This is a genomic window from Paenibacillus sp. FSL H8-0104 (assembly GCF_038050215.1).
Lineage (GTDB): Bacteria > Bacillota > Bacilli > Paenibacillales > Paenibacillaceae > Paenibacillus > Paenibacillus amylolyticus.
In genome coordinates this window covers 3,311,629-3,325,482 of the sequence record NZ_JBBOTC010000001.1, presented here as the reverse complement: position 1 = coordinate 3,325,482, position 13,854 = coordinate 3,311,629, and the positions used below count along the sequence as shown (strand labels likewise).

The window sequence follows — 13,854 nt, the reverse complement described above, 5'->3', positions numbered from 1 at the left end:
GGATAACAAAAAAAGCCGCTAATCAGCGGCTTTTTTTGTAAATGTGATTAAGCTATGCTTTCATTTCTTTACGATGAATGCTATACCTTAATATATACTCGTAAAATCAATCAAATCCTCTTCTTCCTCATAAGTGAATACAATGGCGTGATTACCCAATTGGTATACCATCTCATAACCAACCACGACTTCATTGTAATATTCTGAGGAAGGTTTTCCCATCCATATTTTCACATTCCGTGGTGAAAGATTCTGCTTTTCATTGTACAAATCAAAAACGGCAATACGTGATTTATTGGTTAGCTCGTGCATGTATGAATCAAACCCGACACCGAATTTAGAATAAAAATAGTACGCTCCCCATTCCCCGTTTGAACGAGAATTGGGTTTCCCCAGCTTTTTTTGCGCATTTTGAAGCGTCATGCCAATCTTAACGTCCGTCCGGCCTGGCAACACACCCTTTAAAGCAGCTTCCTTTAGGCTTTTCAGGTAAGCGCGATCGCCAACACCCGAGTTTGGCCAAGCTTCTGAACGAAGGTTACGTGTATCTTCCAACCGCAATTCCAATTTGTTCACATTCAGCTTAAACGTATCAACCCCATAGACAAATTGAAGGTTGTTGTAATTTTTGAACTGCACTCGGGCCCTTGAAAGAGTACGGATTCCATCATCTCTGCTTGCAGAGTAGGAATCGTCGATTTTTTTCCCCTTATTATCGACATATGTTACACGGCGCAATTCCCCGGAACGAACAATATACGTTTTCACCTCATTAAAATTAGAAGTTCCCCAATCGGTGATCATCAGCATGTCTGGTGTACTGGCCTCTTTGCTCTTCACAACAAAGTTCCAGGTTTGAGGCAAAATAATCGTATTCAGATCCAGTTTTGCTGCCTGAACAGTTCCGTATGCTGCACCTTTTTTCAGCAAGGCTGCACGATACGTGCCTGAATAACTCTTGTCGCCTTTTTTATTGTTGGTCCAGCCATTTTCTTCGGTCAGCGTTCTCTTCTGTTCATCATAAGCGAAAATATAAATGGTGTAAGCCGTTTGTTTGGCATCACGAAGCGTAAATGAAAGCCGGCTCATACTTTCGAGCTGTTTGGCGGAGATTTGCTCTCCTTTGGCAGCAGCATTGGGTGGTAGCAGGAGCAATGTGCTCAGAACGTAGACGAATAAGGTAAGTAAGGCCAGAGAAGCCCATTTTGATTGGTGCTTAGGGTGTATCATCGATGACTCTCCTTTGAGTAAAAAATAAAAATCTAACAGCTCTTTTCTAATTATGAATCGTTCACAATCTCAACATTCAAACAGGTACTTGCTAGCGTGTAATCTTGATCAAACTATGTAGTTAATATAGATTCATGTTCAATAAGCATATCCTCCTACTAGTACTAATTTCCTAAGAATGATAACATACCCTTTCTAATAAAGAAATAACAATCTAATTAATAGATTTCGAATCATATAACATAAAATAAGCCGCTATATAGCGGCTCTTCAAGTATCTTCGAATACGATATGATTTATAGACAGGAGTAAACCACATTACGTAAGCGTCGTTGAACGTATGGTTCCTGACTGTTCAGCAGGTGCTGTGCATACATGACTGTAAGCTCTGAATCCGGATCAATAATAGCCATACACCCAGCAGCGCCGCTCCAACCAAATTCGCCAATTGGGCTCAGCGAACCACTGCCTGCTTTGGAGATATGTGTACGGACACCTAGTCCATAGCCGTATCCATACATATGATCCCAGGAATAATCAGCACGAGTCATCTCGTTCAGGTGGTCCGTTCGCATCAGTTCCACTGAAGCTTGTGACAGAATGCGCACGCCTTGTGGACTCGTACCATGCCCAGTAAGCGCGTTCAGAAAACGTGCATAATCGCTAACGGTTGATAGCAACCCTGCACCGCCGCTTTCCAGCTCCGTACCCACACGGAATCCATTACCGTCAAAACGTACAGCCTTTTCAAGCTCATCATTATAAGCATACTGTGGAATCAGGCGTGTCTGCTGCTCATCGTTCAGATTAAACGCTGTATCGTTCATGCCAAGGGGTCCGGTGATTTCGTCCCGCAGATACGTACCAAAGCGTTTGCCACTTACCACTTCCACCAAGGCTCCTAACACATCATGGCACATGCTGTAATTCCAGTGTGTCCCTGGTTCAAACAGCAGTGGTTCTTTCGCAAGCGCTCTCGCGAAGTCACGTGTTGGTAATGTTCCGTCGGTGCTTTTTACAGCTTCTTGAATGCTTGGACTACCCACGTCATACGAGAACCCGGCGGTCATGGTGAACAAATCACGTACTGTAATGGCTTTTGTCGCCTTTTCCAGCCGGATCTCGCCGTTCGCCATCGTTTTCTTTACCGTCATCTCAGCATACTCTGGCAGATAATCAGACAGTGGGTCGCTTAGCAGCATTTCACCTCTCTCCACCAGTTGCAATCCTGCCACGCAGGTCATAATTTTGGTCATGGAGTATAGATTGAAGATCGCTCCATCACCGATAGGTGTTTTCTCTTCCAGATTGGCGTATCCATTACGATAATGGAAAACGGTATCATTTCGATGCATCACCAGCACCTCTGCCCACGGTATACGCCAGGATGTAATGCGGTCAATAAATGAAGCAAGCGGTTTAAAGTCCATTTTTTCCCGTCCTTCTATGTAAAATCGTTTATCATTTTGCGATGTGGTACATGTTCACTCCCACAATCGACATATTATTAATATACGACCTTTTACAACGATTGACTACCATCTATATTGCTTCAATGATCGTAACAGGAACAGCTGGTTAACTGAGATTCTCTTCCTGTAATACAACAAGCCAGACAGATGATCTGTCTGGCTTGTTGTAATTTCATAAGTTCGTCTACAATGAGCACGATATTGAATAAGTTGGATTACAGTCCTTTCTTGCCATAGTCAGTCAAGAATTCTACGGTTTGAGGATCATAATGTGAGAAAAAGGAGCTTGTTCCTGTATCCAGTGCTGCTACCTTTTCCATATCCTCCAAGGTCAATTCAAAATCAAATACATTGAAGTTCTCTTCCATTCTATTTTTGTTGACCGTTTTCGGAATAACAACCACTCCTCTTTGAATCAAGAAACGCAGAGCGACTTGGGCCGTCGATTTGTTGTATTTTTGACCTACTTCATGCAACGTCGCATTCGTGAATAAGTCATTTTTGCCTTCCGCGAATGGTCCCCAGGATTCAATCTGCGTATTATATTTTTTCATGATCTCATGTGCCTCTGTCTGCTGATTGAACACATGGGTTTCAACTTGATTAATTGCCGGTACGACTTCGCTGAACTGAACAAGATCGATATATCGGTCCGGATAGAAATTGCTTACTCCGATAGCTTTGATTTTCCCCGCTTTATATAACTCTTCCATAGCTCGATATGTTCCATAATAGTCATTAAACGGTTGATGGATCAGGACCAGGTCCAGATATTCCAGTTGGAGTTTCCGCAGAGATTCCTCTATGGATGCTTTGGCTTTTTCATACCCTGCATTTGAAATCCATACCTTGGTCGTGATGAAAAATTCATCTCGAGGTACTCCGCTTTTTTGAATAGCGCGGCCCACGGCTTCTTCGTTACGGTAGGCTTGTGCTGTATCAATAGAACGATACCCAACGCTGATTGCATCAAGCACACATTTCTCGCATTCTTCCTGATCAGCAATCTGGTACACACCATATCCCAAAATAGGCATCTGAACTCCGTTATTCAACGTAACATATTCCATCGAGTGACACTCCTTGTTAGTTATAATTTTTTGAGATTTACAGTCTAATAACCTTAAACTATACTTAGGGTATCACCTTCGAGTAACTCGAAGTCAATCTTTTTCTATCATTTTTCATTCCATACTTGAAGACATAAGGAGTTTCGTCATGTATAACGTCAAAGAAGTCGCCAAACTGCTCGACCTTTCCGAACATACGGTTCGTTTCTATACAGATAAAGGGCTCGTTCCAAATCTGCAACGCGACAAAAACAATAACCGTCTTTTTGACGAAGAATCCGTAAACTGGCTTACGGGTGTAAAATATCTAAAACAGTGCGGTATGTCTGTGGAACAAATTAAAGCTTATGTGGATCTCTGCCTTGAGGGGAACTCAACCATACAAAAGCGCTATGAGATCATTTTACGGCAGAAGGAAGCCGCGTTTGCTCAGTTGGAAGAAGCCCAACAACGAGTCCAATATATGATCAATAAAGCAGACCATTATCAGGATATTATTAACTTAATCATCCCAGATGATACCAATCCGGGACATTGGAACAAAATGAAAGCCTGACTGTTACGCAAAATTCAAAGATCGCCAAAAAAGCCGCTATTTTAGCGGCTTGGTGAGAAATATTCTATGAATTTTTGAACATCTGATAGTACGTTACTAATGGCAACTAATGCTGTTGCGCGTCTTCTCCTGCCACCGAGACACAGGTCAATAACTCTTCTGCTGGAGTACGAGGACGAGGCTTGGGAATCTTATCCTGATCAAAGTACCCCAGATGAAGTGTGCCAATGATTCTCTCCCCTGGTCTCACACCGGTCTTGAAGTAGAAATCAGGATCGAAATTATATTCATTCGTCTTCCACACTACGCCGATATCCTGCTCCCATGCCAGGAGTTGAATATTTTGAATAAGGGCAGCACTAGCCCCCACAGCATCTTCCCATACCCGTTGTCTCGGATCAGCCTCAATCACAACCAGCAGATGGGCTTGGATAGATTCGCAATAGTCCTTTTGCAGCTTCTCTGTCCAGCGCTCCCGCTCATCTTTGGAAAACGTATGTAGCACCGCATCAGCAAATTGCTTCCGACCTTCTTCTACAAATAATATGAAGCGCCATGGCTCTTTACGGGAATGAACAGGTGCCCACACGGCCGCTTCCAGCAAGTGCATGATCGTTTCTTTCGCCAGCGGTTTGCCATTGAACTGACGAATGGTTCTTCGTTCACGAATGAGCTTCTCTACGACGGACGTTTCCATATGCATTAATCCTCCTGTCTAGTTTCCTTATTTATTGGGTAAGGAAACTTACCGCTTCGTCGATAATCTTGCTCTGTCCAATGGGTCCTCCCGGACCTTGGAACCACAAGCCGTAGTCAACGATGTAGACATTGTTGTTTTTAACAGCATTCAGGCTTTTCCACACTGCTGTTTTTTGCAATTCTGTCGTTTCATTTTCGTCTGATGACAACAGGAAAATATGATCCGGGTTAATCGATGGTAACGACTCCATGGAGATTACTTTCATTGAATCTGTCGGGTCAGGTATGGATACAGGAGGTGTCAAGCCTAGATCGTCGTACAGAACCTCGTAGTTTCTTTTACTGTAATAACGCACTTCTTTATCGGATAAACGCAGGAACATCACGGTCTCGTCTCCGATGGATTGCTTGATTTTCTCACGGGCTTCTGCAGCCTTCTTTTCGTATTCTTCAATGACCTGTTTGGCCTGATCCGTCTTCCCTAACATATCTCCCATATGTAACAGGCTTGTCTTCATACGAATAATACCTTGCTCGTCCTGCAGCTTCTCTGCCAGCAAGGTAGGGGCAATTTTGCTGAGACTGTCATAGGCATCACTCATGAAATCCTGACCGATAATCAGGTCTGGCTCTGCCGCCAATATGCTTTCGTAGTTGGGATCAACCTGCCAGCCCAGATTTTCTTTTCCTTGTAGTTGATCGGACAGGTAGGTAGGAAACTGATCACTCCCCTCCTCATTACTGGATGCTGCCTGGGGTACAATACCGAGTGCTAACAAATAGTCAGTTGCAGCCGGGAACAACGAAATAATATGCTGAGGATCACCTTTGATGACAGTTTCTCCCCAAGGATGTTTAACAACACGCTCCTGTACTGTTGATTCGGTGGATTGCGCGACTTCGGTGGTTGGAGCATTGTTACCGCTTGTTCCATTACTGCTTGTTGCTGAACTGCCCTGAGAAGGGGAACAGGCTGATATTAATAAAGTAAGGCTGAGCATCAAAAGCAATGCAACGGGTTTTCTCGATCTCATAGATGTAAGTGATTCTCCTTTTGAGTTGTATTGATAATAATTATCATCATCAATAGGATCATAACCGCGATGCATGGGACTGACAATGGACAATTCTGATTCTTGAATAGCATTATTCTGACCGGTTGGCAGGGCGATACATTTTTGTTTGAACCGACCTGGTGAAAGGCCAACATGCTTTTTAAATAAACGATTAAAATAGATCACATCTGGAATGCCGATTGCCTCGGCAATCTTCTGAAGAGATGCATCTGTGTGCAACAGCAGCTCCTTGGCTTTGTACATCCGTATCCGAGTTAAATAGGTAATCAGACTGCTGCCTGTCTCTTTCTTGAACGTTCTCGACAGATGCCCTGCACTGCAATCCAGAAGTTCTGCGAGCGGATCGACCATAACGGGCAACATGTAGTTCTCTTGAAGATAACGAACGGCTTGAGCTACCAGATCGGGCTTGGCAGTCTCAATTCCTTGTGCACTTAACTGCCTCATTAATTCATTAATAAATTGATAAAATAACGTCTTTACCTGAAATTTCGAGAACGCATCCGTCCGTTCCCAATGTTGCTCTATTCTTTGGACTTTATCATATAAGTCAATGGGATAGCTTGGGGCGAAAGCATATTGCACGTGAAACGGGACATGTTGCCTGAGCAGAGCTTGATTCTCACGAGTATTGGATAACGACAAATTAGCCCGATAAAACATCAAATAAAATTCGAATGAATCCTCGCTCAGGGAGATATTCATCCATACCCCCTTGCCTCCATGTAAGACTTGCATCTGATCGATCGCGTACATCGTGTCATCCAGCGTAATCGTTGCATTGCCGCGAACTGTATATATAAAACCGCTAATTGGAAATCGATAGGCATGGATGGGTTCGCCAGCGCGCACGACGACGTGACGCACATCCCATATTTTAATTGAGGCCAGATTCCATAACTTCACATGCTCTTCTACGTGCATCTCTTCCTTCACCTTCCACAACCCATTAAGTTAGCAAAACATCAGCAAAATCAGCGGATATTTTCACTTTTCTCCATTCTATCGATAATCATTCTCAACTACAACATATATCTTCCTGTTAGATAAAATGCTACGCACGAATAAGCCGATCCATGAAAGGATCGGCTTATGTTGTAACGTTTTAGACTTCGCCGCGTCTGTTCTCAACCGATTTCATACGGTTTTGGTCATCTGGCACTCGGTCAACACTGAACTCTTGACCAGCTTCAACCTCACCATGACCTGAAATATTTCGGGAAAAATTAGTGAACTGTCTTTTTTGTTCATCCAGTTCATGTTTTTGCTTCAAAAGCTCTTGCGGGTCCTGCTTTGTCACTATGCTAACCTCCCATAGGAATCATGCTATTTAATCACACTACAGAAGTTTTCCATAATAGAGCTGTGCTTATGCATGAAGTACCGATTCCTTTCATAATATGAGTCCATACATTCACCAAACATTATATAAATCCTGTGTGACATAAAGGAGAGAACAATAGATGAAGCGGATCCTCTTGTCCTATCCTCTTAGTGTAAATACTCCCGTTTATAAAGATAACCCTTCTGTTGAGATTCAGCAGCAGTCCAGCATAGATCAAGGAGACCTGTATAACCAATTTATCATCACATCCCTCAACCATAATGGAACTCATATTGACGGGCCTTGGCATTTCAATCCGCAAGGTCTAAAAATAAGCGAGATTCCAATAGACTATTTTATCTTTACTCATCCAACAATCCTCGATATTCCCAAAGGTAATGATGAACTTATTACCAAAGCTGACCTGGAGCCGTATGAGCACCAGATCGCTGGCTCTGATCTACTGCTCATACGTACAGGTTTTGGCAAGTTTCGATCATCTGACCCTATTCGTTATAGTGATCATAACCCAGGATTTGCAGCGGATGCTGCAAGCTACCTGATGGTTTTTGATTCATTGCGAGCAGTTGGGATGGATATGATCTCTTCAGGCTCTGTGATTCATGTGGATGAAGCTATCGCTTTTCATCAAATTATGCTCGGGAAAGGTCGGGTTGATGGCAAGTTCATTCTACTTATAGAGGATATGAATTTAAACCATAATTTATCTGGAATTGAAAAGGTATATGCTGTTCCATTATATATTGAAGGTGTTGACAGTAGCTTCAGTACAGTTTTTACGGAAGCTTGATTTTTTTTATATACATAAGGTAAACAAAAACGCGCTGGCAAGAGTATTCCTCCTGTCAGCGCGTTTTTGTATGTTAGTGAATATCTTTCTTTTTGAAATTGCCGCCTCTCACTTCAGCTACATCGTATACGACTACAAAAGCAGTTGGGTCAATTTCGTGAATGATATCTTTAATTTTACTCTCTTCCATCCGGTTAATGACACAAGTAATTTCCTTGAATTGCTCATTAGAGTAGCCACCATAAGCCTCGGTATACGTTGCTCCACGGCCTAAACGGTCCCGAATGGTTTCAACCATAATCTCAGGTTGATTCGTAATAATTTTAAACGTTTTGGAGCCGCTCAAGCCCTCTTCAACAATATGTATTACTTTAGAAGCAATAAAATACGCAAGTCCTGACAAGATCGCGCCTTGCAGACCAAACACGGTAGAAACGACAATAAATACAAACATGTTGAGGAACAGGATGAGATCACTGGTTCCAAAAGGTACTTTTCGCGAAAGGAGTACAGCCAGCATATCTATGCCATCCAATGCCCCGCCATTACGTAATGCAAGTCCCATACCAAAACCGATGATAATCCCGCCGACAACCGTAACAAGCAAGGTATCACCTTCAATGATGGTTGGTATATGGTGCATCAGACTGGTGCTGATTGCGAGTGAAGCAATACCGATGATCGAATATAACGCAAAGCTTTTTCCGATTTGCTTGTACCCGAGCCACACAAATGGAATGTTAATAATCCCGATGAGCATCCCCAGTGGTAATCCGAACAGCTGTGATCCTACGATACTCAGACCTGTGACACCACCATCTGAGACATTATTCGGGATCAATATGGCTTCCAGGCCATATGCCGTTATAAATCCCCCAATGATAATCAATAATACTTTGGAGAGGATCTTTAACTTGTTTGACTTTTGTTTTCTGTTTTGATGCATTGCATTTCCCCCTTGATGAACAACCGATAAAAAACAGTCTATAATAAAAATCACTGTTTTGGCAATAGATCGTCATTTGTGTGTGTTACTTCATTGTCCGATGAGCGCCCGATACGACGAAATTTTATGCTCAAGCATCTCATCTGCTGTGTTAAGTATGTGCATCTGTTTTTGAATCGACTCTTTATGCTCCTCCAGCAGCTTTAAACGATCCGCCGCCGTATGCTCCCCTTCCTGAAACAAGGACGCATATTTCTTAATAATAGCAATGGGCATTTGAGTCTCTTTTAATTTGATCACAAATTGCAGCCACTTCAGGTGTGACTCGTTGTATCGCCTGTCTCCACTGGCATCTCGGAGAGGAGTTACAATCTGTTCCTTCTCATAATAACGCAACGTATGTGCACTGATATGGAGTAATTCTGCCACTTCACCAATGGTATGCATGGTTAACCTCCCCTCCATTTTCCCGCTTGACTTAGAGTAAGCTCTAATCAGTATAATCAACTCGTGGTCACATCACAATAAAAAATGAAATCAGATCCAGGAGGAATTCCCATGAAATATACAGTGATTACCGGTGCCAGTTCAGGCATTGGATATGAAGCGGCTTTAGCTTTTGCAGCTCGTGGCAAAAATATAATTCTGGCAGCGCGCAGAACCGATGAATTGGACAAGTTAAAAGCAAAAGTAGCTGAAATCAATCCTGCTCTGGATGTTGTCATTCGTACAGTGGATTTGTCCATTGCCGCTAATGTGCATGAATTCTATGAGAGTCTTCAGGCTTACTCCATTGAGACGTGGATTAACAACGCCGGATTCGGAAATTTTGCTTCCGTGGGCGAACAACATCTGCCCAAGATTGAACAGATGCTTCATCTAAATATAGAAGCTCTTACGATTCTTTCTTCCCTGTATGTACGTGATTATGCAGATGTTGATGGCACACAGATCATTAATATCTCCTCTGGTGGTGGATATACGATTGTAGCCGATGCAGTAACCTACTGCGCAACCAAGTTCTATGTAAGTGCCTTTACCGAAGGACTTGCGCAAGAGTTAAAAGGTAAGAACGCAGCGATGCAAGCCAAAGTTCTCGCACCTGCTGCAACCGAGACAGAATTTGCGAAACATTCCTTTAATGTAGATGAGTTTGAATATGAAGGCAGAGTTCCCAAGTTCCATACGGCGGAACAAATGGCTGGATTTTTGCTGGAGTTGTATGACAGTGAAAGTGTAGTCGGCATTGTGGATGGGTTGACGTATGACTTTGAACTAAGAGAACCGATCTTTCCATACGCTGCACGAGCAGCCTCGAAACCGAAAAATTAACCCGAAAACTGAAATCGAAGCTAAGTCGGCTTAATACCGGTAAACATTCATCTAACCTCACTGATAAACATCATTGAACGCTAAAAAAGGGAACCTGTCTCCAGGTTCCCTTCTTTGTATTTATATTCAATGCTTACTATATTAATGAAGTAATTATGCCAGCCTCATTTTGAAATCCTGATATCCGAATTCACGGACAACTTCGCAATCGCCGTCTTTTCTTTTGACTGCAATCGCTGGAAGCGGCATGCCGTTGAACGTATTGGTTTTCACCATGGAGTAAATCGCCATGTCCTCGAATACCAGACGGTCGCCTTCTTGCAAAGGCTGATCGAATGAATAATCCCCAATCACGTCACCAGATAGACAGGTTTGTCCACCTAGGCGATACAGATGAGCCTTCTCGCCCACTTCTCCCGAACCGATCAGCGGCGGGCGATATGGCATTTCCAGCACATCCGGCATATGGCATGTAGCTGAAGTATCCAGAATAGCGATGTCCATACCGTTCTTATGGAAGTCCAGCACAGAAGTCACCAGATAACCCGCGTTCAGCGCAACAGCTTCTCCCGGCTCCAGATATACTTCCAGGCCATAATCGTTCTGCATACGTGTGATGCATGCTTCCAGTCTTGGAATATCATAATCTTCACGTGTGATATGGTGTCCACCGCCGAAGTTGATCCATTCCATCTGCGGCAACCATTGTCCGAATTTCTCGACCACTGCATTCAGCGTAGTCTCCAGATCATCGGAGTTTTGCTGACACAGTGTGTGGAAGTGCAGTCCGGAGACACCTTCCAACAGGTCTGCATCGAAATCCTCCAGTTTCGCGCCAAAACGCGAACCCGGAGAACACGGATCGTAGATCTCATGTCCTTCTTGGGTGGAGCATTCAGGGTTGACGCGCAAGCCGACCTTACGGCCAGCTTGAAGCGCCTTATTCTTGAATTTTGCAAGCTGCGAAAATGAGTTGAAAATAATGTGGTCGCAGATGGAGATAATCTCGTCGATCTCTTCTGCGCGGTATGCTGGAGCAAAGACATGATTCTCTTTGCCCATTTCCTCATGGCCCAGACGCGCTTCATACAAACCGCTTGCCGTTGCACCGCTCAGGTATTCTCCAATCAGCGGATACATCGCAGTCATGGAGAATGCTTTTTGAGCCAGCACGATTTTGGCACCTGTACGCTGCATAACACCGTTCAGGATTTTCAGGTTTTTCTCAATAAGCGCCTCGTCAACAACAAAACATGGTGTCGGTAATTGCTCGAACCGCATTTTAGCGAACAAGCTCCGATTCTTTAACTTCTTCTGGCAGCTCATCAACGAGTACCGGGTTGAAGTCTTCTACCCATGGGAGGCCCCATTTGTTCAACTCTTCCATGAATGGATCCGGGTTGAACTCTTCTACATTATATACGCCTGGTTTGTTCCATTTGCCTGTCATGACCATTGCTGCACCGATCATTGCTGGAACGCCTGTTGTGTAAGAGATCGCTTGGGAACCCACTTCTTTATAACACTCTTGGTGATCACAGATATTGTAAACATAATATGTTTTGTCTTTGCCGTCTTTTTTACCTTTGAAAATACAACCGATGTTTGTTTTACCTACAGTACGTGGTCCAAGGGATGCTGGATCAGGCAGTACTGCTTTCAGGAATTGCAGTGGAATAATTTGTTTACCTTCATATTCAATAGGCTCGATTGAAGTCATGCCTACATTTTCAAGAGCTTTCAAGTGAGTCAGGTAGCTTTGACCAAATGTCATGAAGAAACGGATACGTTTCAGACCTGGCATGTTTTTTGCCAAAGATTCCAGTTCCTCATGATACAACAGGTACATGTCTTTCTCGCCAACTTCTTTGAAGTCGTAGACACGTTTGATTTCCATCGGCTTCGTTTCGATCCATTCACCATTTTCCCAATATTTTCCGTTCGCAGATACTTCGCGAATGTTGATCTCAGGGTTGAAGTTGGTTGCGAACGGATAGCCATGGTCGCCGCCATTGCAGTCCAGAATGTCGATGTACTCAATTTCGTCAAAGTAGTGCTTCAGGGCATAAGCGGAGAATACGCCAGTCACACCTGGGTCAAATCCACTACCGAGCAATGCAGTGATGCCTGCTTGTTCAAAACGCTCTTTGTAATCCCATTGCCAGCTGTATTCAAACTTCGCTGTATCATGTGGCTCATAGTTCGCTGTGTCCATGTAATTTGTTTTAGTTGCAAGACAAGCATCCATGATTGTCAGATCTTGATACGGCAAAGCGAGGTTCATAACGATATCCGGTTTAACTTCGTTGATCAGAGCGATCAGTTCGTCAACATTGTCAGCATCAACTTGTGCTGTTGTAATTTTTGTTTTTCCGCCGTCCAGCTTGGCTTTGAGTTCATCACATTTTGATTTTGTACGACTCGCGATGCAGATTTCCTCAAAAACTTCGCTGTTTTGAACGCATTTGTGTACTGCCACGGAAGCAACGCCGCCGGCGCCGATGATTAGTGCTTTTCCCATTTTACATTCTCCTATCCCAATATGTATTTTTTTTAAATTGGTTTAATACGGTGACAACAAGACAACAAAAAAAGCAAGGTGAAAAATGCTCGCAATCGCGCATCATCACACTTGCTTATCGATATACATCATAAAAAAGACGTGAAGTCTCCATGACCAAAAAAGTTCACAAGAACTCCTTTGGCGGAAAGCTTCTTCATGTATATCAATATTGGATCAGAGTCTATATAGCAAATAATTCGCCTTTACCACTCTTATTGACCGTTTCACAAGTTGATGTGCAATTGCACTGGTTGTAAAGTAACCAACTTATAAAATTTGAGCTTTGAACTCAATCAATAAAGCAACATAAGTTGCCAATCGGCGTTTGACCCGGCTGTCCGTATGGCCTTAACTTCCTGGTGAAGTGGTCAAAATTATCTGCTGGAAAGCTCTAATTCATATTGATAAATAAACTTCCCAAAATCACAGGTCTTACACTATCAGACGTTGAAAAAAAAATCAAGCAATAATTAAAATTTTTTTTAGAACGGATTACGACTTGGAATGAAATTGATATCCTTCGAATACTTTCAAGCCATCTGCACCCAGTAATTCCCCCACTACTTCAGACTTTTGAGGACTTGGCTCAAATACTTCTTCACACGTGATCATAATGTTGCTGCCAGCAATTTCCGCTAATTGATCATGAGCCGAATGGTTCGTTTCCTTCTTTGCGAGCTTGCAGAGCAATCTCAATGGCTTTATGCATGAATTGTTCATCTTTATTCATAAGGTTTACCTCCACCACAAAAATTATGTATCCCACTTTATCTTT

14 protein-coding genes are annotated in these 13,854 nt (G+C 43.1%); 3 read left to right on the top strand and 11 right to left on the bottom strand.

Annotated features, from left to right (window positions below; translation table 11 throughout):
• Nucleotides 1-87: 87 nt before the first annotated feature.
• From NST38_RS14885 to NST38_RS14875, 3 genes are all read right to left on the bottom strand, one after another.
• Entirely contained in the window at nucleotides 88-1,230 is a 1,143-nt protein-coding gene (locus NST38_RS14885) for a DUF4309 domain-containing protein (RefSeq protein WP_315373112.1), read from the bottom strand.
• Between the two features lie 296 nt (nucleotides 1,231-1,526).
• Nucleotides 1,527-2,660, bottom strand: a complete 1,134-nt coding sequence (locus tag NST38_RS14880) for a serine hydrolase domain-containing protein (RefSeq protein ID WP_076253023.1) — start codon at nucleotides 2,658-2,660, stop codon at nucleotides 1,527-1,529.
• Nucleotides 2,661-2,917: 257 nt separating this feature from the next.
• Entirely contained in the window at nucleotides 2,918-3,772 is an 855-nt protein-coding gene (locus tag NST38_RS14875; RefSeq protein WP_036615995.1) for an aldo/keto reductase, read from the bottom strand.
• A gap of 148 nt (nucleotides 3,773-3,920) precedes the next feature.
• Here NST38_RS14875 and NST38_RS14870 point away from each other — a divergent pair, with 148 nt between their 5' ends.
• Nucleotides 3,921-4,328: a MerR family transcriptional regulator gene (locus NST38_RS14870; protein ID WP_036615998.1), complete on the top strand. Its 408-nt coding sequence runs from the start codon at nucleotides 3,921-3,923 to the stop codon at nucleotides 4,326-4,328.
• 106 nt (nucleotides 4,329-4,434) lie between these two features.
• Here NST38_RS14870 and NST38_RS14865 read toward each other — a convergent pair whose 3' ends face one another.
• The 3 genes from NST38_RS14865 to NST38_RS14855 all read right to left on the bottom strand — a co-directional run bounded on the left by NST38_RS14865 (nucleotide 4,435) and on the right by NST38_RS14855 (nucleotide 7,403).
• On the bottom strand, nucleotides 4,435-5,025 hold the full coding sequence (locus NST38_RS14865) for a nitroreductase family protein (protein ID WP_036615999.1): 591 nt from the start codon (nucleotides 5,023-5,025) through the stop codon (nucleotides 4,435-4,437).
• A gap of 31 nt (nucleotides 5,026-5,056) precedes the next feature.
• Nucleotides 5,057-7,039, bottom strand: coding sequence for an AraC family transcriptional regulator (locus tag NST38_RS14860; protein WP_256720133.1), 1,983 nt, complete (start codon nucleotides 7,037-7,039; stop codon nucleotides 5,057-5,059).
• A gap of 169 nt (nucleotides 7,040-7,208) precedes the next feature.
• Nucleotides 7,209-7,403 (bottom strand): hypothetical protein, encoded by a 195-nt coding sequence (locus tag NST38_RS14855; protein ID WP_017688524.1) that lies wholly within the window; start codon nucleotides 7,401-7,403, stop codon nucleotides 7,209-7,211.
• Nucleotides 7,404-7,581: 178 nt separating this feature from the next.
• Between NST38_RS14855 and NST38_RS14850 the strand changes: the two genes are divergently transcribed.
• A complete protein-coding gene (locus NST38_RS14850) occupies nucleotides 7,582-8,238 on the top strand; it encodes a cyclase family protein (protein ID WP_235200839.1) in 657 nt (218 codons plus the stop codon).
• 73 nt (nucleotides 8,239-8,311) lie between these two features.
• On the opposite strand, the gene NST38_RS14845 is transcribed toward NST38_RS14850, so the two are convergent.
• A complete protein-coding gene (locus NST38_RS14845) occupies nucleotides 8,312-9,184 on the bottom strand; it encodes a YitT family protein (RefSeq protein WP_017688526.1) in 873 nt (290 codons plus the stop codon).
• Nucleotides 9,185-9,274: 90 nt separating this feature from the next.
• Nucleotides 9,275-9,631: a MerR family transcriptional regulator gene (locus tag NST38_RS14840; RefSeq protein WP_017688527.1), complete on the bottom strand. Its 357-nt coding sequence runs from the start codon at nucleotides 9,629-9,631 to the stop codon at nucleotides 9,275-9,277.
• Nucleotides 9,632-9,742: 111 nt separating this feature from the next.
• Between NST38_RS14840 and NST38_RS14835 the strand changes: the two genes are divergently transcribed.
• Nucleotides 9,743-10,516: an SDR family NAD(P)-dependent oxidoreductase gene (locus NST38_RS14835; protein WP_076253022.1), complete on the top strand. Its 774-nt coding sequence runs from the start codon at nucleotides 9,743-9,745 to the stop codon at nucleotides 10,514-10,516.
• A gap of 153 nt (nucleotides 10,517-10,669) precedes the next feature.
• Here NST38_RS14835 and nspC read toward each other — a convergent pair whose 3' ends face one another.
• The 3 genes from nspC to NST38_RS14820 form a co-directional block, all read right to left on the bottom strand.
• A complete protein-coding gene (gene nspC, locus NST38_RS14830) occupies nucleotides 10,670-11,797 on the bottom strand; it encodes a carboxynorspermidine decarboxylase (RefSeq protein ID WP_076253021.1) in 1,128 nt (375 codons plus the stop codon).
• A gap of 1 nt (nucleotide 11,798) precedes the next feature.
• Nucleotides 11,799-13,037: a saccharopine dehydrogenase family protein gene (locus NST38_RS14825; RefSeq protein ID WP_036616010.1), complete on the bottom strand. Its 1,239-nt coding sequence runs from the start codon at nucleotides 13,035-13,037 to the stop codon at nucleotides 11,799-11,801.
• Nucleotides 13,038-13,571: 534 nt separating this feature from the next.
• The gene (locus tag NST38_RS14820) at nucleotides 13,572-13,769 is read right to left on the bottom strand and encodes a hypothetical protein (protein WP_341344002.1); all 198 of its coding nucleotides are present in this window, start codon (nucleotides 13,767-13,769) and stop codon (nucleotides 13,572-13,574) included.
• Nucleotides 13,770-13,854 lie beyond the last annotated feature (85 nt).